This is a genomic window from Gelidibacter algens, from assembly GCF_001678675.1.
GTDB classification, from domain to species: Bacteria; Bacteroidota; Bacteroidia; order Flavobacteriales; family Flavobacteriaceae; genus Gelidibacter; species Gelidibacter algens.
Window position 1 is genome coordinate 73,858 of the sequence record NZ_LZRN01000014.1, and the last position, 20,292, is coordinate 94,149.

Consider the following 20,292-nt stretch of genomic DNA (forward strand, 5'->3'; position numbering starts at 1 on the left):
TGTTAAAAAAGCAAGGGATTAATTTATTTTAACTTTAACTTTTTATAGAAAATCATAAAGAGTACTGCAAAAATTGCACCAAAAAAATTGGCTAGCATATCATAGCTATCGAACATTCTATTGGTGGTCAAAACGTATTGAAGCACCTCCATTGTACACCCGTAAAAAGACGCCGCAATCAAGGCGTATACTAACGCGTTTCTAATTTCCATCTTACGGAAGTAATTGAACAGCAATAAAGTCAGAATGAAATAGGCTCCGAAATGGTTGATTTTGTCATCAAAAGAAGAACCCAGGGTTTTCATCGACCCGATGGTAATTAAACTTAACACCAAAAGTAAAGCAGCGTAAGCTATGAGCAAAACCAAAGCCCAGCGTTTAAGCACCTACCAGTTCTTTATAGGCCTCAGCAGAAAGCAACTTGTCAATTTGAGAGGCATCAGAATATCTCATTTTAATCATCCACCCTTCTCCATAAGGATCTGAATTCACTTTTTCTGGTTCATCCTCTAGTGCCGAATTGAATTCAATAATCTCTCCAGATAGTGGCAAGAACAAATCAGAAACCGTTTTCACCGCCTCAACGGTTCCAAAAATTTCCTCCATCTCTAAAGTTTCATCTAAAGTTTCAACTTCAACATAGACGATATCTCCTAATTCGCCTTGAGCAAAATCTGTAATTCCTACAGTTGCTATATCACCTTCAATACTGATCCATTCATGATCTTTGGTGTACTTTAATTGTGCTGGTATGTTCATCTTGTGATAAATTTAATAGTGAAACAAATGTACTTTTTTATAATCCGTTAATCAAAATTAATTTCCGAAATTATAACGTAAGGTTATTCCTGATCTTATTGTTGTTTGTGGAAATGCAGTAGAAATGGCATACTCAGAAAACGTATAATCAAAATAGAAAATACCGGTCAAATTTTTACTGAAGGCATAATCTGCAGAGTACTTAATACCCCAAATGGTCTGTCCGGAAGTTACCTGATTATCTTCTAAATCAAGATATCTAATAATAGTCTTATTATCACGTAAGGAGACATCAGCTTTCATGTTTAAATCAGCCTTGATAATTTGCGTAGGCCCCGCCATTTTAGAGCGGATCCTAACGTCTTTGACACGGTACCCCAATCCTAATGTGTATTCATTGCCTTTTATTTCTGTCAACAAATTATTGTCGAAACTCAACGAAAGGATTCTGTCTTTCTTGATCTCCGCCAAAATCTTTACAGAACTTTTCATCTCAAAATCCAATCTCACCAACGGACTGAATTGCTCTTGTAAGTTAATATTGCTGAACAAGGTTTCATTTTTAAAATTTCCGCCTTGGTCCACGTCTTGCGGACTGGCTGCATCATAATCAAGATTGGTACGGAATTGATTGATGGTATAGCCAGAGCGATACCCGTGAGATATTGAGAACCGTTTGAACTTGTCCTTAAACCATTTAAGGCGCATCAATCCTGTATATTTTAAAGTCCAGTTTGGAATGGGAACATCCCTAAACGCACTGAGCTTCACATTATCTGGATTAGAACCTTGGTAGGCCGATAAAAAGGCTGGTAATAAGACCGCTTGATTGTTTTTTCCAAAGCCCACAGGATATCCTTCCGTATCAGTAGGGTACGCAGTATTGCCATAAAAATCACGCGCCAAACGTCTTGCAATCACCAAACGATTCGCCCTGAAATCATCAAACGCAGCAGATTGCATCTCGTCACTTGGGCTAAACGCAGTTTTTATAAGTGCTGTAGAGATATTGAAGTTACCAAAAGAATTTGTGATCAAGGAGTTGTAAGCATCACTTAAACCATCATTATTGAGATCTAAAGCATTAAAGTTTTCATTGGTGTTTTCAGAATACATTCTACTCCCAATCAAATCAATTTTCAAATCCTTGATGACTTCAATATTGGCGGAAACGTCTAAAAGACGATTAGTGACCTCCGTATATTGTTCGTTAAAATCAGGATACACAGTCAGCCAACCATTTCTTGCCACCAAATCTCTAATGTCATTTTGGCTCCCAAAGGTGTATCCAAAAGTAGGCTTCAAGGTTCCGATAAACCCTGGAGTCCTTAAATATCCTGGTAAAAATGTGCCGTTATTTTCGCTATAATTGATCATTACACGTTTTACCATGGTGGCAATATCTACAACGGTATTAAATGCTTTGGTGCCCGTGTTTGCTCCAGCACTCTCCAGTTCATCTTCGTTCTCTTGAGGATCCCTATCAGATGCTGTTCTTCTCTGGAGTCCCGAAGGAACGGCACTTCGCCTTTGCAAGTTGTTTTTATCATCCTTTCTAACCAACCCTACATATTTGTAAAGGGTTTCCATGTTAAATGTGGAATTGATATTGTGGGTGTTGGCGTTTTGAATTGAATTGCCCAAATTATAATTCTGAGTGTTTCCTGTGTTTTCATTCACCAATGAGAGATTATTGTTCAAATCAGATCCTTTTTGCCATTGGAAATCGCCAGTATAAGAATAGGTAGCTTTTAAGAAACTAAACGTTGGAATCTTATAAAGCGGAATTTCATAATTGAGCTGTAATTGCTGATTTTGAATATTTGGATCTCCGAGGTTCAAAAAACCATCCCAAATATCCAATGTAGGATCTTGTCTCCCATTTATAACATCATCAACAAAATAATTTCTAACAATGTTGGTATTGTTCGCCGTAAAATTCAAATTCAATGACTTGGTCAGTTTGTAATTGATGGCGTATTGAAAATTGAATCTGTAATTTCTTCTGAACAATTCTTCAAGACCAATATTATTGCCTCCCAGTTCAATCTCTCTAAATTTCTGTTTATTGAACTGACGTAAAATATCAGTATTTACCGTAAAACTACTTGGTAATAAATTGACATTAAAGTCCTTTAATATTTTAGCATATCTGCTTTTGAAAATGGAATCATTTTTTGCAAATGGCTCAAAAGAAATTGGATTGAAACTATGCGCATAATTGACACCAGTTCTCAAGTTTTGGTCTAATGCTTTTTCAATTTCAAAATCACGATGCTCTATTTTGTTATAGGAGTAATTAAAAGTCAAGTTCTCGACATCATAGAAACGAGGTTTTTCGTCCCCGGTCCGTTGTTTTCTAACTCCAATAAAGTTGATGCTCTTACGCTTGGTGTAATCTTCAGACTGCTCTAAAATGGCATCCTCTTCTTCAGATGATCTTGCTGCACTGAGTCTTGAGTCCAACGTCAAATCATTATAGAACTGATCATATTTAGGGGTGATCATTTCTTCGCTTTGCGCATAATTGAACGGCACTTGGATTCCCCAATTTTTTGGCAACAGCTGTCCAAGATTGATGTTGGTAACCACATCATACTGTTTAATGTCTTCACGACTACGCTCATTTGGACGCTGCTCAATGCCTCCAAAACCAACGGTGCTCTGTCTTCCTGTGGCACTAATATCAGCAAAATCAGCAATATTGGAATCCATGCTCAATACGGCTGCCCAACCACCTTCATTATCCAAATCAGAAAGACGCAATTCATTAAACCACACTTTACCACACAAATTGGTTCCTGTCGTGTTGTTTTTGACGCCTACCATAAGCACCCTCACATCTCCAAAATTAGGATTTCCTTTTATGGCTACTCGAGTTTCTCCAATTTCAAAGGCATCTCCAACTGCAGGAATTTCTGGACCTGATGGGGTGACGTTATAAACTGTTGGGTTTTGATTGGACAATGTTCCATCACTAATCCCTATGGATTTGATTTGCTGCAATATGTCCAACGGAATATTAATTTCGTTTTCAGAAGGCCATACCTGATCTCTTCCCGTACCGGCAACCACATTTAATGGCACTTGAATTTCATAGAAGTTTTGGGTAAAGTCATTCCCCATTCTGATAAACCCTACCATTTCTCCTGCATTCAAGCTGCGCCCTTCTAAAGGTTCAGCGTGCATAAACATTTTCAGCTTATTGTACTGACGCATGTCAATGCTAATATTTTTAAATACCCCTCGGGAATCGCCACCTTCCAATTCACACACTTCAACCACCAGAGATTGTTCGTTCTGTCTTATAATATTGTTATTGTTGTTGAGTTGTTCCAACTCTACTCCTGGAGGCAAAACATAATTGCCTTCATTTTCTTGCAGACCAACAACGCCCACATTAAAGGAGGCATCGCCACTGTTATTGCTAGGGTTACTATCCAAATCTAAGGTGTAACGTCTCCAATCACTTCGTACCAAATCCAAAGTAGCGAAGCGCATTACCGTAGGTTGTGAAAACTCTTTTAGGTACATTCTCGCAAAACGAATCGACCTGATATCACTTATCCCGCCAATGGCTCTCGTAGCTTCGTTTATTGGAATTCTGAATTGATACCATCTCACATCTCTGTTGTCGCCATTAGGCAAAGTGATGTTTCTTGGTTTAACATCATTAATCAGCGGGTTATTAGGATCATCTAAACTCGCGCGGGTAATATCAATTTCATATTCAAAATAACTATCAATGGTGTTCATTGTGTTATCTCTATTAATATCTTCTACATCTGGTTGTGTGGTGGAACCTCTATTGGTGTCAGAAAAAATATCTGGAGAGTTGCCTTCCGTCCCGTTGTATTGTTTATATCTATCGAAAATACTCCCTTCTGCTTGCAGAAAATAGTTGTAGTTATCATTTGATGGATCCGGTCCAAATTGAGTGCCAAATTCTCCAATTTCATCAGCATCATCATACCCGTCATAACCCACATCTTGGTTGGTACGATTATCTCCTAAGCTTGAAAAAGCATAAATTAAAGATTGGTTGCGAGGCACCACAGTCCCAAAATCTGTACTCTGTAAATCACTGATATCACCATTTTCTGGAAGGCCATTTTCATATTGTTTCTTGCCATCCTTAATTACATCTTCTGAAATATTACCAAGATTCAGCAGTAGTTTCCCACCTGGATTGGAAGGATTGTCCAAAAACGGATCCTGGACCCAGAACTCAATATATTCAACATTTGCCTGTTCAAAATCGGTACTGGTAATTTGGCGTGTAATTCCTGCCCAGCTATTTTGTGGTGTTGTTAAGACATTAGGCAAGTCAATATTTTGGGATTGGAAATTATAAGGGCCTCTCTGGGTAGGATAATATGCCAAATCCAAAGTTGGGATGATCGTAGTCTGACCTTGCACCAAATCTCTCTGTGGGAAAATTTCATCAATAAACACACGTCTGGTATAGAGGTTGGAAACATCTTCATCAGTAATTCCTCCCGGTCTTTGATTGCTATAAAAAATAGGATCTATAGTGTACCAATTTAAAAGCGCCCTGTTATAACCATTTTGAATGCCATTTTCATCCTCATTCGCGCCAATTCCCAATGCTTTTGGACGGCTTGATAAGAACCACGATTGTGGCGACAAAAGATCAATACTTCCTTGTGAACCTTCAAAATCATCCACATAAACCGTGGCTTCACCTTGAAAGTCGGTGCCTTTAGGGGCTCCAGGAAGCAGGTATGCAAACTCCCCTCTTACTGAAAGATTGGAAGGTACATCAGTATCAATATTAGGGAGCTTGTTTGCCAATCGGGTCAGGAAAGGGACTTCAGTAGAATAATTTCCATTAAGTCCGAAAATCGTGTTGTTGATAGACTCCGTATTGTAGTTTGCCTTTTGTGTAATTGGACGTTCACTAAGATTTAAGAAGGTTGCGCCCAACACAAAGTTTTCATTGAATTGGTGCTCCACATTTACACCTGCAAAACGTTTTGTTTGCTGACCAAAAACGGCATTATTTTCAACTGAGACATTGATTGGAGTGTTGGAGGCTTTTAAGGCTGGATCAATAATCTCAACACGCCCCAACTGATAGTTTACGGTATAGTCCACCCCTTCAACCAACACACGGCCACCAGCAGTTACCTTTACAGACCCTCTTGGCACATTAAAGGCGCCAATGGCAATCCCATCACTTCCTGTAGATTTATAACGGCCTTTCAATTGGAATTTATTCTTATCTGCCTCTTCTAAAGCTGCTGTTTTAGTGCCTTTGTAGAGCAAATCATAAACATATTTTTCTTGGTTTGGATTGGTATAGATAGGATCATTATAATCTGAAGAATATGCAGGATCATCCAAAACATCAAATAAGTATTTCCCGAAAGGTTCCGTTTTTGTGAAAATAATCTTTCCATTTTGGGTCAATACGGTAAGACCCGGGACGAAATCAAAAAACCCATCCCCATTTTGCTGCGGATCATTGTTAAAATTCAACCGGTCCAAATGAAAGAGCCTGATCAAAGGAGTTTCAGTGATTGGTGTATCATCAGACGGATCTGGCGTATTGTTATCATAGAGCGGAAACGTAGTGCCTTCAACCGGAATGATAAAGTTTAACGGTGACGCTTCAGTATAGAAAATATTCAATTTAAAATCTTCCTGACTTAGCTGATATGCACCAGTATCATAAATGTTTTTCATCATTAAATCCCAAACAGGCTGGTTCACGTTTGTGATGGCACTTTTCAGCATTTTCAAAATCAGATTGTTGTTATTGATTACAGTATTCCCAGAAACAGGATCAGTAGACGTTCCGGTAGCCGCGACTCCATCATTTGCAAATTCACCCACCTGATACACTTTGTCGCCAACAGTATATTGAAAGGCCACTGCCAAAACCTCATCATTGAGCAACCGTTGGTTTAACGAAATATAACCCAATTGCGTTTGAAGTGTATAGTCATAACCTTCTATCAACTTTCTGGCATTCTCCAATTTACCAAAGTCAAAACCCTCATTGGCTGGGATGTTTATACCTTGCTCCACTCGGGTAATATCTCTTACTGCACTGGTTAAATTAGAACCTGCACCACCAATGTTGGTTGGGTCAAAACCATTATTTTTATTACTAGGAAGCGGCCCAGGCTGCAATATATTGACTGTAGAACCGACGCGTTGCGACTCTCCAAGATCTTGGAATGCAGCAACATTACGCACATTATCTGTCTGATTGCTCCTGTTGGTGACCCAAACTTCAATACGTGTAATTTGTACATTACTGTTGATATATGGATACCGCTCTAGGGCAAAGTTATAACGGTCCCTAAAATATTGTGCAAGGAAGAAGTGGCGGTTTTCGTCATAATCACGTGCAAAAAATGAAAACTCTTCCAGCGTGCCGCCGCCTTGGGCAACGACAGAGCGTGATTGCGATTTTTGCTCAGAGAACACGGCGGTTACTCGGGTTTTGCCAAATTGGAGTTCTGTTTTGACACCAAATAAACTTTGGGCTCCTGTAATTAACGAACTGTTTAAGGGCATGCTTATATTACCAACTTCAATTTTCCTGACAATGTCATCTTCAGTTGGTGTGTATTCTAATTTGATCAAATTTTGAAAATCGAAGGTCGACTCCGTGTCGTAATTGGCTGATACTTGCAGACGTGTTCCTACTTTACCCAGTAAGCTTAAACTGATTCGCTGGTCAAAATCAAAAGTGAAGTTACTTCGGTTACGCGGAGAAAATGAGGGATTGTCCTGTTTTGTAAATAAAACCCCTAAATCCATTTCTACTGAACCTTGCGGAATGACTTCAATAGCATTACTCCCAAAAATGGATTCAAAAAACCCGGAGTTGACGTAAAATTCAGGCAGCAAGTTTTTTTGTTCGGCTTCTGTGCCTTCCTTTTTACCTTCGGCAGCATCAACTTTTTGCTTGTAATAATTTTTGAGATTTTCTTCCAACACCAATTTTTGATATTCCTTTGGTGTTAAGATGAGCGGGTAATTGATATTGAAACTCCCAACCGTTTGCGTATAGATATACCGATCTGTATTGGGATCATAGGTGTATTTTGAAACGATACTATTGGGGTTAGGCATTTTAATACTGCCTAATGCAAATCCTGTTTTAGTAGTATCTTGAGCAGTGGGTATTTGCTGAGAAAAACCAAGGTGGCTTATAAACGAGGTCATGACTATAAGCCATAAACATTTTAGGGGTTGTGATAAACTAGGGTTTATTGTACTCAAAATGGTTTATAAATTTTTTAACGCCTCCTTTATTATCACCTCTACGTTGGCATCGGGTTGGTTGGCAACTATTTTCTCGACCACACGTTCAGCCTGTTTGCGTGCAAATCCGAGAACTTCTAGAGCAGCTAACGCTTCATCTTTATGAGTATTGTTTTTAACTGTAGAAAGTTCATCCATATCATACACTTTTAGGACCTTATCTTTCAAATCGAGGATCACACGGGCCGCAGTTTTTGCACCAATCCCTTTGATGGATTGAATCAAAGCCACATCACCATGAGCTATGCCTTCTCTCACTTGTTTTGGAGTTAAAGATGACAGCATTGTTCGCGCGGTGCTGGAGCCCACGCCACTTACTGAAATTAAAAGTTTGAAAATTTCCCGTTCTGCTATGGAAGAAAACCCATATAGGGTATGAGAATCTTCCTTTACCTGTAGATAGGTATAGAGCTTCAGGTGGTCTCCATCTGGAATTTGAGAATAGGTATGGAGTGAGATGTTGATGTGATAGCCTACACCATTGCAATCAATGACTACATCCGTTAAATTTTTTTCAACAAGTTTCCCTTGAATATGTGTAATCATGAAATGGCTTTAGTTATGGTCTCAAATGTAATAAAATTATTCTCATTACAAAGCTGATTGCTTTTCTAAAGCCGCTTTAGCCTCTTGCTCTTTTCTTTCTTTATATTGGGCATCAATAACGGCAATTGCAGTCATGTTGACAATTTCATCAACACTGGCATCCAATTGAAGAATGTGCACTGGTTTGCGCATCCCCATCATGATGGGCCCGATAGATTCTGATTTATTGAGTTCTTTTAGGAGCTTATACGTGATGTTAGCCGCATCCAAACTAGGAAAAATTAGCGTATTGACTTTCTTACCGGCCAATTTTGAAAACGGGAAATTCTCCTGAAGCATTTCTGGATTAAGAGCAAAATCTGTTTGCAACTCGCCATCTACCAACAAATCAGGATTGGACTCGTGTAAAATTTTGACAGCATCTCTTACTTTCGTTGCCCGCGGACTAGGAGATGAGCCAAAGTTTGCAAAGGAAATCATGGCCATAACAGGCTCCATCCCAAACATTTTTACCGTTCTTGCCGTCATTTGCGCAATTTTAGCTAAATCTTCTGCCGGCGGATCGATGTTGATAGAGGTATCACTCAAAAACATAGGGCCGCGTTGGGTCATCATCAAGTTGGTAGTCGCAATACGTGTCGCTCCTTTTGCCAAGCCAATCAATTCCAACATCGGTTTTACAACAGATGGGTAGCTGCGTGAAAACCCAGAGATCAAGGCATCTGCATCACCCTCATTGACCATCATTGCCGCAAAGTAATTGCGTTCCCGCAATAGTTTTTGAGCAGAATACAACGTCACCCCTTTGCGTTTGCGCTGTGACCAATACACTTCAGCATATCTATTACGACGCTCTTCTTCTTCATCCGTTTTAGGATCGATGATCTCTACATCTGCATCAAATTCAAGCTCCATCATGAGTCTCAAAATGGTATCCCTTCTTCCCAACAAGATAGGAATTGCAATCCCTTCATCATAGGATATTTGCGCCGCCTTCAAAACGTCCAAATGATCAGCTTCAGCGTAAACCACACGTTTCGGGTTCATCTTAGCCCTGTTGGTCAGCAGTCTGACAATCTTATTATCATTCCCCAAACGCTCCATTAACTGTTCACGATACTTATCCCAATCTGTAATGGGTTCTTGAGCAACCCCGCTCTCCATGGCTGCTTTTGCTACGGCAGGAGGTACTTCAGTAATTAATCGTGGATCAAAAGGTTTTGGAATAATATAATCTCTTCCAAAAGTCAACCGGGTTTCACCATAGGCAATATTGACCTGTTCCGGCACATTCTGTTTTGCCAAGTTGGCAAGCGCCTCAACCGCTGCCATTTTCATGGCTTCGTTGATTTTGGTAGCTCTGACATCTAAAGCACCTCTAAAAATAAAAGGAAATCCGAGCACATTATTTACTTGGTTAGGATGGTCAGAACGTCCAGTTGCCATAATAATATCTTTGCGCGTATCTACCGCCAATTGGTATTCAATTTCAGGATCGGGGTTGGCCATAGCAAAGACAATAGGATTATCTGCCATAGACAATAACATCTCAGGATATACCACATCAGAGGTAGACAAACCAATAAACACATCAGCATTATTCATGGCATCTGTAAGCGTTTCTATATCACGGTGGGTTGCAAATTCAGCTTTTTCTGACGTTAAATTTGTTCTGTTTTGTCTGATGACCCCCTTGCTATCACACATTACAATGTTTTCACGTTTGGCACCAAAAGCTTGGTACAATCGGGTACATGAAATGGCAGCGGCACCTGCGCCACTGATTACAATTTGTACATCCTCCATTTTCTTCTCGGCAAGCTCTAGTGCATTCAATAACGCTGCCGCAGAAATGATTGCCGTACCGTGTTGATCATCGTGCATGACGGGTATATCTAATTCTTCCTTTAAACGACGCTCAATTTCAAAAGCTTCTGGCGCTTTGATATCTTCTAAATTGATGCCTCCAAAAGTAGGGGCGATCATTTTTACGGTTTGGATAAATTCCTCAACATTTTCAGTATTGACTTCAATGTCAAAAACATCGATATCAGCAAATATTTTAAAAAGTAAGCCTTTTCCTTCCATCACGGGTTTTGACGCTTCTGGTCCAATATTGCCCAATCCCAATACCGCTGTACCATTGGTAATTACTGCCACTAAATTACCTTTGGCGGTATATTTATAGACGTTATTGACATCTTTGGCAATTTCCAAACAGGGCTCTGCAACACCAGGGGAATAGGCCAAGGATAAATCGCGTTGTGTGGCATATTTTTTGGTAGGCACCACCTGAATTTTCCCAGGGGTCGGTTTTGCGTGATATACCAATGCCTCTCTACGTTTACTTTGCTTGCTCATACAAATCAAATTTTAACTAAGGAGCAAAGGTAAGCGTTTTACGAGAAAAGAAAATGGAGATTATTTGGAATAACAGAAATTTCTTTGGATACTGTGTTCCAGTTCAAAATGCCAATTTTAGAAATTATTTCAAACTAAATATTATAAATGCATTTAAATAAATATGTTTGCTTCACTACAAATTTTAATCACACCTCTTGAATTGGAGTATATTTGTAAGCTATTTTTTTGAAGCCCCATATTACCAATGCCATTAAAAAACGTCATTCTTATCATCCTCTTTCTCTTATGCCAAGGTATGGTTCATGCACAGGTTACCAAAACCGAGCAGGACTCTACCAGTATGTATAAGAAAATAGAAGACTATTCAAAAAAAAGAAAGTTGACCAAAACGCTTCACAAACTTATATTTAGAACGACTACCAAAAAGCCCATTAAGGCTCCACAAAACCGACCACAACAAAATCTTGCACCTTTTGAAGGTAAAATTATTAGACATATCACTATTAAAAGTCATGATCCTTTCGGGTTTTCATTTACAGACAGCACAGAAACTGCTAACAGTTGGATAGAAAAAACCGGGAATTTTATCCACATCAAAACGAAAGCTTTTGCCATAAGAAATACCTTGCTAATCAAGAAGAACACACCTTTGGATACGCTCGTGCTAAGTGAAACAGAGCGTTTGATTCGGGCTCAAAATTTTATAAGACGCGTTGAAATTACAGCCAAAAACGTTGAACCATCAAAAGATTCTGTAGATCTTCACATTGAGGTGTTGGACTCTTGGAGTTTGATCCCTACGGCTACCGCTTCAATTTCAAAAACAAAGCTAAAATTGAAAAATCGGAATTTTTTTGGCTTTGGCCATGAATTCAGTAACAGCGTCATCAAAAGTCTGGAAGAAGGGAACTACGCCTTTGACATGAGCTATACCGTACCAAACTTTAAAAACACGTTTATAAAAACTACTGTGGCCTACAAAACCGACTTAAATGGTTACTACAGCAAGATCTTGAATATTGACCGCCCTTTTTATTCACCATTAACGCGATGGGCAGGAGGGATTTACTTGGATGAACAATACCGAAAGGACTCTTTTCAAAACGGACAATTTGAATCCGGGTTGGAGAGCTTTAGATATTTGACCCAAGATTTTTGGGGTGGTCACGCGTTTCAACTTTTTAAAGGGAATTCAGAAAAAGAACGGACCACCAACTTGATCAGCAGCCTGCGGTATTTGCATGTAGATTATAGAGAACGACCTACTGCTGCTTATGATAAGATTGGTTATTTTACCAACGAATCTTTTTACTTGGGCGGTGTGGGCATTGCATCACGACAGTTTATAAAAGATGATTACATTTTTAGGGATGGGATTATTGAAGATGTGCCTATTGGAACTGTGTATGCGGTGACTGGTGGTTATCAGCGAAAAAATCAGCACAACCGCATGTATCTTGGCGCAAGAGCATCTCATGGAAATTATTTTAATTGGGGCTATTTGAGTACCAATTTCGAAATTGGAACGTTTGTGAACGATAGCCATTTGGAACAAACCACCATTTCTTTACAGGCCAATTACTTTACTAATTTAATTTCTTTGGGCAGCAATTGGAAGATGCGCCAGTTTGTAAAGCCTCAAATACTTATTGGCACTAACAGATTAGCATCAGAAGGCGACCGACTCACTATTGACCAAAGCAATAAATTCAGAGGCGTTTATGACAACAATTTTGACCTTAAAAACGGCGCAGGCATACAGGGGTTTGACAGTGATCTTATGGGTACCAAAAAATATGTCTTATCCTTACAGACCCAGTTTTATTCACCATGGGAGGTGCTGGGTTTTCGGCTGAATCCCTACATCAATTTCAGTGCTGCCATGTTGGGCGATGAAGATGCTTCAATTAAAAACAGCAAAGTGTATTCTTCAATTGGCGCCGGATTTATCATCAGGAATGACTATTTGGTATTTAGCTCCTTTCAATTGTCATTTTCCTTCTTTCCTAAAATCCCCGGACAAGGGAATAATATTTTTAAAACGAATGCTTTTGAAACTGAGGATTTTGGTTTTCAGAGTTTTGAATTGGGGAAGCCGAGTCCGGTTTGGTATAATTAGATTTAGTGTTACTTCAAAAACTCAATATTGCGCATAATATTTGAACTTAGTCCGTTTTAACGCTTATTTTCTTAAAATTGGTTTAAACATATCTTACGTAATTCCTCGGTATTTTTTTTGGTCATTAATATTTAAACTTTGGAATTTACATGAAGTGAAATTTATCGAAAGAGCAGAATAAATATCCTAATCGGCTCATTATTAAATTAAATTTGAGCCGAATAAAAACTGCAATCAGCTCTTATGACATTTTAATATGAAAAAGATTTTAGATAAATTCTAATCCTTTAAAAACTCAATATTCCTTTTTAAACCTTCAAACTTCGTCCGCTTAACGGCTGATTTTTTAAAGAGTTCCTTAAATACATCCTCGGTAATTTCCTCCCAATCTTTTTTGGTCATGGACAATAATTCGGGATGCGGATTGAATAAAGGTTCGTTATGTGCTTTTGAAAAGCGATTCCACGGACATACATCTTGACAGATATCACACCCAAACATCCAATCGTCAAATTGACCTCTAAATTCGGTGGGGATTTTATCTTTTAGTTCAATTGTGAAATAGGAAATACATTTGCTGCCATCCACCACATAAGGTTCGGTAATTGCTTGGGTCGGGCAGGCATCGATACATTTCGTACAAGTACCACAATGGTCTGTGGTTGGTAAATCATACTCTAACTCTAAATCGATAATCAATTCTGCAATGAAATAGAAAGAACCAACCTGTTGGGTTAACAGATTGCTGTGCTTCCCTATCCAGCCCAAACCCGATTTTGCAGCCCAAGCTTTATCCATGACTGGTGCAGAATCAACAAAAGCGCGGCCATGAACGTCGCCTATTTCTTCCTGGATAAAATTTAAAAGCGATTTGAGTTTGTCTTTGATGACAAAATGATAATCGGTTCCGTAAGCATATTTGGACAGTTTAAAACTGTTTTCCGTTTGCGTTTCTTCTGGATAATAATTCAGCAATAAAGAAATAACGCTTTTAGAATCATCAACCAATTTAGTCGGATCCAAGCGCTTATCGAAATGGTTTTCCATGTAACGCATTTCGCCCTGCATATTATTTTTTAGCCATTTTTCAAGTCGTGGCGCTTCTTCTTCCAAAAATTGCGCTTTGCTTATACCGCAGGACAAAAAACCGAGGCGTTTGGCTTCGGTTTTTATGAGTTGCGTGTATTGCTGCTTGTTATTCACAGCGTAAAGTTAAGATTATTTAATTTTCTTAATGAAGAAATTATTTTACCAACTATAAATTCGTGGTTTCTGGGTTGATAACTATAGAAAGATCAACAATTCTATTGACTGGAAAAACATCTTTTTTTTCATTGAGGTCTTGCTTCCTAAATTAAATTAAATAGTGTTTCTGAAGTACGTCCAAAATGATTAATACCAACATTATTTTATCAGTTATTATTTCTATATCATAGTTATTATTGAGTTTTTGTCCAAAGATTTCCATGGCGATGTATTTAAGCGATAACGATTTGAATTGAAACCCAAATCGCTATTACTTTTGCATGTGGTTGTAGCTCCTTATCGATTCAATGGAGAATGATGCTCGGCAACAATTTTCCATTTGCCTTGTGTTTTTACAAATAACAAGGATTCTTGTTCATTAACTATAACAAGCTCTTCTCCAAACATTAAATGAAAATCGGAATGAAAGGTTACATTAGCTACATTCCCATAATAGACAGCAATTTGCATATCCAATGCGTCAAGTTTTACGACTTCTGTGACAGCACCAAAAACCGCACGTTCATGAGCTTCATTTGCCTCACCACCACCTCTTAGTTCTCCGTTTTTGAAATCAGTAAATTTCGGACCATATGCATGGAAAGAAATAAGCATGTCAATATCTCCATCTATAACACTTTTTACGATGGCCTCCCATGTTTCTAGGACCTCTTGCTGTGCCTGCGGAAACGTTTGGGAAGTTACTGAAGAACCTCTAAATTCAGTTGAGCTCTTGGATGAAGATGCACCTTGAGAAGTTAATTCTGAATTTTGAGCGTTTTCGTCATTATTCGAACATCCAAATAAAAATAAAAAGGATGATAGAATTACTGTTAATAAAAGTTTTGTTTTCATGATAAATATTTAAATGGTTAATATTCTTGTTTTTATATTAAGTTATATTAATCCTTAAAGTTTTGCCCTTTTTGATATAGTATGATTAAGGTCTCGCCTCTAAAATCAGGTTAAAAGGTGTTTCCGTAGCACGTCTAAAATGATTGAAACCAGCATCTACTGCAACATCACGTAATCGTTGTTCACCTGCCTGCGCTCCTAATGCCAAACCTACTTCTTGGCTCATAGAACTGGGTGTACATAATAGTGTTGAAAAGGAATAAAATGCTCTTCCTACCGGATTTATATTGTCTTTTAATGTATCGTTCGCAAATGGCTCTACTATCATATAGGTGCCATCTGGTTTTAAAGATTTCTTTACATGAACACTGGCGCCAACTGGGTCTCCCATATCGTGTAAACAATCAAAGAAAGTAACAAGGTCATAATCGTTACCTGGAAAGTCTTTTGCTGTTGCTACTTTAAAAGAAATGTTATCGAGTCCAGATTCTTTAGCATGTGTTTTGGCATGGTCTATTGACCCTTGATGAAAATCGAAACCGATAAATTCTGAATTGGGAAATGCCTTTGCCATTATCATGGTAGAAGCTGCATGACCACAACCGACATCTGCTACTTTAGCTCCTTTTTCTAATTTTTCTACCACACCGTCAAGAGAGGGTAACCAGTTTTGAACCAAATTTGTAGCATATGATGGTCTGAAGAATTTTTCTGTACCACAGAATAAACAACTATGATGGTCTCCCCAAGAAACACCTTCTCCAGATTTAAAGGCTTTTTCCATCGTTGGCACATCGTGGTACATGGATGATATCGCGTAATACGCTCCTGTCATTAGCACAGGACTATCAGGATTACTAAATACAAAAGCTTGTTCTGGTGACAACGTGAATGTTTCATTGGTGTCATCATATTCTATATAACCTGATGCTGCATGTGCAGATAACCATTCTCTTAAATAACGCTCGTTTACACCTGCAGTTTTGGCAAGTTCGACCGAAGTAACGCTTCCTTTTGCTTCCATAGCTTTATAAATACCTAGCTTATCACCTATGATTATAAGTGGTCCTATTGCAGCTGCTCCCATTTCGGTAACCATTTTACCCAGTAAGGTATTTAGTTTGTTTTCGTTGATTTCCATGATTTTGAATTTTAAAGATTAATTAACGAAGGCAAGCTAGCAATAGATAAAAGAGATAACTTTCACTATTTTACCATTATGTTTAACTATTTATGCAAGTCCATAAATGACTAGCACTATGTCGTCAAATAAATAATAATTGTGGATTTAAATACTTGTTTTTCAGCTATTTATGCATTGCGCTGGGTGTGTAACCAAATTCTTCCTTAAAGGCACGGCTAAACCATGATGGGTCGTTAAAGCCAACTTCATAGGCAATTTCTGAAATTGGTTTGTCTGTAGTTTGAATGAGGTCTTTTGCTTTTTCCAAACGCACAGAACGAATAAAAATAGCGGTAGATTTCCCGGTTATAGCTTTTAGTTTTCTATAAATTTGGGATTCGCTCAGACCCATTTTTTGTGCTACATGCCGCGATCCCAAATTAGGATTGTATATGTTAGTCTGAATGATCTGTATGAGCTTTTGAAGAAATTTCGTTTCAGGAGTATTCTCTTTTGAAACTAAAATTTGAGAGAATTTATTTTTAGCAAATGCTTGACTTATCCGTTTGCGCAAAAGTATAAGTTGGTCTAATCTTGTCAGTAATTCGGCTTTTAAAAAAGGTTTGGTTAAATACGCATCAGCACCATGTTTTAAGCCCTTTAAGCGGTCTTCTTCAGAAGTTTTTGCTGTAAGCAGAATAATTGGAATATGGTCAGTACGTGCGTCTGTCTTTAAAATTTCACAAACCTCAAAACCATCTCGTCCAGGCATCATGATATCGCTAATAATTATATCAGGAATTTTGTCGAACGCCATTTCCAGGCCTAGCTCACCATTGTTGGCAAATAGACAATGGTACTTATTCTGTAAACAAAGTTTTAGATAATAGGCGACATCTTTATTGTCTTCAATAATTAAGGCTTTTGGTAAATTGATATCACCATCAAAAAGTTGCAACGACCATTCTTGCGCAATAGTTGCATCCTCAACCAATTTAACTAAACTCGTATTGTTTTTGGTTGAGGTCAACGCATTTCGAGTTATTGGGATTGCTACTGAAAACTCTGTACCTTTTCCTTCTGTACTTTTTACAGTAATAGTCCCTTTCATGAGTGTCACCAATTCTTGGGTCAACGCTAAGCCAATTCCAACCCCCTTTCCAACTTTTGAATATGAATTTTCTACTTGGTAAAATCTATCAAAAATATGTGGAAGTGCATTTTCAGGGATGCCTACTCCATAATCTTTTACTTTAATAACTATACAAGTATCTTCATTTACAGTTTCGCTTTTTACATGAAATATTATTTTTTCACCAGCATGGGAAAATTTAATGGCATTGGAAAGTAAATTGGAAATTATGATTTGCAGCTTCCCATCATCAAAATCCATATGTAGGCTTTCAATTTCAAAATACATGGTAAGGTCAATATTGGAGACTTTAGCCAACGATTGAAAACTTTCGCAGATATATCTTAAAAAAGGAACTACATCTGCCTGAATTAGGTTTAACTCCATAGTACCACTTTCTGCTTTACTAATGCCTAAAAGCTGATTGACAAGCTGTAGTAAATCCTTGCCATTGCGCTCAATGATACCCATTCCTTCATTTGCGGTCTTATAGTTTTGTGCTTCAAGGTCATCTTTAATGGTATCCGCTAAGCCTAATATTACTGTGAGAGGCGTTCTAAATTCGTGTGTGATGTTGGTGTACAAAGTACTTTTTAATCTATTGAGGTCTTTTAATTTATTGCGCTCTGCTATGGCGAGTTTTTTAGACAATTTAAAACGGTAAAACCAATATGAAATAGATATGAGCAACACAACATTTGCCATATACGCCACCCATGTTTTATACCAAGGCGTGAGAATAGTAAAATTGTATGTTGCCTCACTACAGCCATCTATCTCATTACATGCTTTAAGTTTAAAGTTATATGTTCCGTGGGTTAAATTTGTAATATTAATTTCTTGACTTGCACTTAAACTTACCCAATCTTCTTGAATTTTATATGAATATGTAATTTGCTCTGGTTGTTGAAATCCTAAAGCACTAACTTCTATAACCAAATTATTTGTTCCGCTTTTAAAACTTACATTTTTATTTGTTAACCTCCTCTCTTCATAATAAATATTACCATTCCCTGTAATATTTCTAATATAAGGTTTCGGTATTTCCTGATTTAATACTCGACTTTCTGGGTTGTAAATTATAAGGCCATTATAACAACCAATAATATATTCTCCTTTATCGTTATGTATAATTGGACCAATTACATATTGATTATTGTTATTTAGCCGACTGATTTTATGAACATTTGTATTGATGTTAAACGCCCCTAGCAGTCCATCACCTGTTGTCCACATGATACTATCGTTATGCTTATAAATTCCTCTAAAACTTCCATCAATTTGATGTGATATTCCTTTTTTGAAATCTTTAAATGTTATATATCCTAATCCGCTTTGCAAACCTGCAACCCAAACTCTTCCCTTATTATCGTCAAGAAATCCACCAACATCTTGATAAAATGGAATAGAATCATTTGGGTTTAAAAGTGAAAGCTTTGAGTTGTTTAAATCCATAACGGTCGATGAGCCTTTTGCTATCCATAGTTTGTTGCTATTATCTAAATACAAAGTATTTATCCAAGTATGATTTCCTTCTTTGTATACATTAAACTCATCTTTGTAATTCGTTATCGTATTATTTACAAAGTCAAGTGACGTTAAACCAGAAAACCTACCTCCAATCCAATACCTATCACTTTTATCTTTAACAATACTCTGCAATGATGGCGAGGGATGATTTATTTGAAGCCGAGACAAATGGAATTTTTGAGTTCTTGTATTATAGATGTATAACTTATTAAAAGATAAGATAAGCAGGTTTTCATCATCCATTTTTACCATATCGCGCAGGTTACTATTGGTTCGTTCTGGATCGTCTGACGGTGCAATTTTTATGGTTTCAAAAGAATAATTGGTAGCATTTATTTTATACAATCCAGAGCCATTGTGTCCCAAAACATAAATAAAATCATTAAAAGGTATTATTTTTTTAATTAGCAAAGGATCCTGTAGATTGCTTCTTTCTTCAAGTTGAATAAATTTATGAGTAGATAATGATGGGTCATACTTAAACATCCCTTTCCCATATCCAAACCAAATAATCCCTCTAGAATCTACAAAAGAAACGCCATTTATTTTACCTTTTGAGGGGCTATGTTCAATACTACTTTTAATAGTATTCGTAACGATATCATACCGTAATAATCCAATATTTGTAGTAATCCATAAATTTGGACCATTTTCTTTATAAAGTTCTAATATTAAACTATGATTTGGATGACTACTTTTAAAAGGCAACATAAACTGCTGGTTTTGTTTAGCAAAAACAACAAGTCCTTGGCCCCAAGTTCCTAAATAGACTTCATTATTGCTGACATAAATTTTGCGAATTCTATTGTGTGCCAAATCAGAATTCTTATTGTAAACAAATACTTTGTATTCTTTTGAAACACTATTAAAACGTACAAGTCCTGCTAAAGTTCCTAACCATAGAACATCGTTATTAAGTGGGTCTTTGGCAATACATATTATAGTGTTTAATTGATTGGTATTATTCTGTGAAGTATCAATAAATTTAAAGCTATCGTATTCATAAGAATCGATATTTATTTTTAAGAGCCCATCTCCATGGCTTGTTGCCCATAGTGTGTTTTGGTTCTCAAGTAAAATTTGATTTGTTCTTTTTATTGGTAAATTATTTGAAGAGGAAAAAGGGTTAAGTTTTTTGAAACTAATAGTATCGATAGATGTATAAAAAATCCTTCTTCTGAAGCTATGAACAATTTTTTACCAAATTTATCAATGACAACACTATTGACAAATCCTATTTTATAATCTGTGTCATTTTCATTAAAATATTCATAATTAGTGAAACTACTACCATCAAAACGTGCAATTCCATTTCCA

General features: G+C 37.4%; 11 protein-coding genes. 1 reads left to right on the forward strand and 10 read right to left on the reverse strand.

Features of this window, described 5'->3' with window-relative positions:
* Positions 1-23: 23 nt before the first annotated feature.
* From A9996_RS08900 to A9996_RS08920, 5 genes are read right to left on the reverse strand one after another with little or no spacing between them, the layout of a single operon-like run.
* Complete coding sequence (locus A9996_RS08900) at positions 24-386, reverse strand: VanZ family protein (RefSeq protein WP_066433316.1); 363 nt, start codon at positions 384-386, stop codon at positions 24-26.
* Positions 379-759, reverse strand: a complete 381-nt coding sequence (gene gcvH / locus A9996_RS08905) for a glycine cleavage system protein GcvH (protein ID WP_066433318.1) — start codon at positions 757-759, stop codon at positions 379-381. The genes A9996_RS08900 and gcvH overlap by 8 nt, the downstream gene beginning before the upstream one ends.
* A gap of 57 nt (positions 760-816) precedes the next feature.
* Positions 817-8,019 carry a T9SS outer membrane translocon Sov/SprA gene (sov, locus tag A9996_RS08910; RefSeq protein ID WP_066433323.1) on the reverse strand — a complete coding sequence of 2,401 codons (7,203 nt, stop codon included), beginning with the start codon at positions 8,017-8,019 and terminating at the stop codon, positions 817-819.
* A 6-nt stretch (positions 8,020-8,025) separates the two neighbouring features.
* Entirely contained in the window at positions 8,026-8,607 is a 582-nt protein-coding gene (gene ruvA / locus A9996_RS08915; protein WP_066433325.1) for a Holliday junction branch migration protein RuvA, read from the reverse strand.
* Between the two features lie 45 nt (positions 8,608-8,652).
* A complete protein-coding gene (locus A9996_RS08920) occupies positions 8,653-10,968 on the reverse strand; it encodes an NADP-dependent malic enzyme (RefSeq protein WP_066433326.1) in 2,316 nt (771 codons plus the stop codon).
* Positions 10,969-11,215: 247 nt separating this feature from the next.
* Here A9996_RS08920 and A9996_RS08925 point away from each other — a divergent pair, with 247 nt between their 5' ends.
* Positions 11,216-13,090 carry a BamA/TamA family outer membrane protein gene (locus A9996_RS08925; protein ID WP_066433328.1) on the forward strand — a complete coding sequence of 625 codons (1,875 nt, stop codon included), beginning with the start codon at positions 11,216-11,218 and terminating at the stop codon, positions 13,088-13,090.
* Positions 13,091-13,369: 279 nt separating this feature from the next.
* Here A9996_RS08925 and queG read toward each other — a convergent pair whose 3' ends face one another.
* From queG to A9996_RS20230, 5 genes are all read right to left on the reverse strand, one after another.
* Positions 13,370-14,293 carry a tRNA epoxyqueuosine(34) reductase QueG gene (gene queG, locus A9996_RS08930; protein WP_066433330.1) on the reverse strand — a complete coding sequence of 308 codons (924 nt, stop codon included), beginning with the start codon at positions 14,291-14,293 and terminating at the stop codon, positions 13,370-13,372.
* A 339-nt stretch (positions 14,294-14,632) separates the two neighbouring features.
* On the reverse strand, positions 14,633-15,190 hold the full coding sequence (locus tag A9996_RS08935) for a nuclear transport factor 2 family protein (protein WP_066433332.1): 558 nt from the start codon (positions 15,188-15,190) through the stop codon (positions 14,633-14,635).
* A gap of 85 nt (positions 15,191-15,275) precedes the next feature.
* Entirely contained in the window at positions 15,276-16,277 is a 1,002-nt protein-coding gene (locus tag A9996_RS08940) for a class I SAM-dependent methyltransferase (protein WP_245905307.1), read from the reverse strand.
* Between the two features lie 220 nt (positions 16,278-16,497).
* A complete protein-coding gene (locus A9996_RS08945; RefSeq protein ID WP_066433339.1) occupies positions 16,498-19,791 on the reverse strand; it encodes a hybrid sensor histidine kinase/response regulator transcription factor in 3,294 nt (1,097 codons plus the stop codon).
* A 278-nt stretch (positions 19,792-20,069) separates the two neighbouring features.
* Positions 20,070-20,292, reverse strand: a 223-nt coding sequence (locus tag A9996_RS20230) for a hypothetical protein (protein WP_211272643.1), incomplete at its 5' end; no start/stop codon positions are given.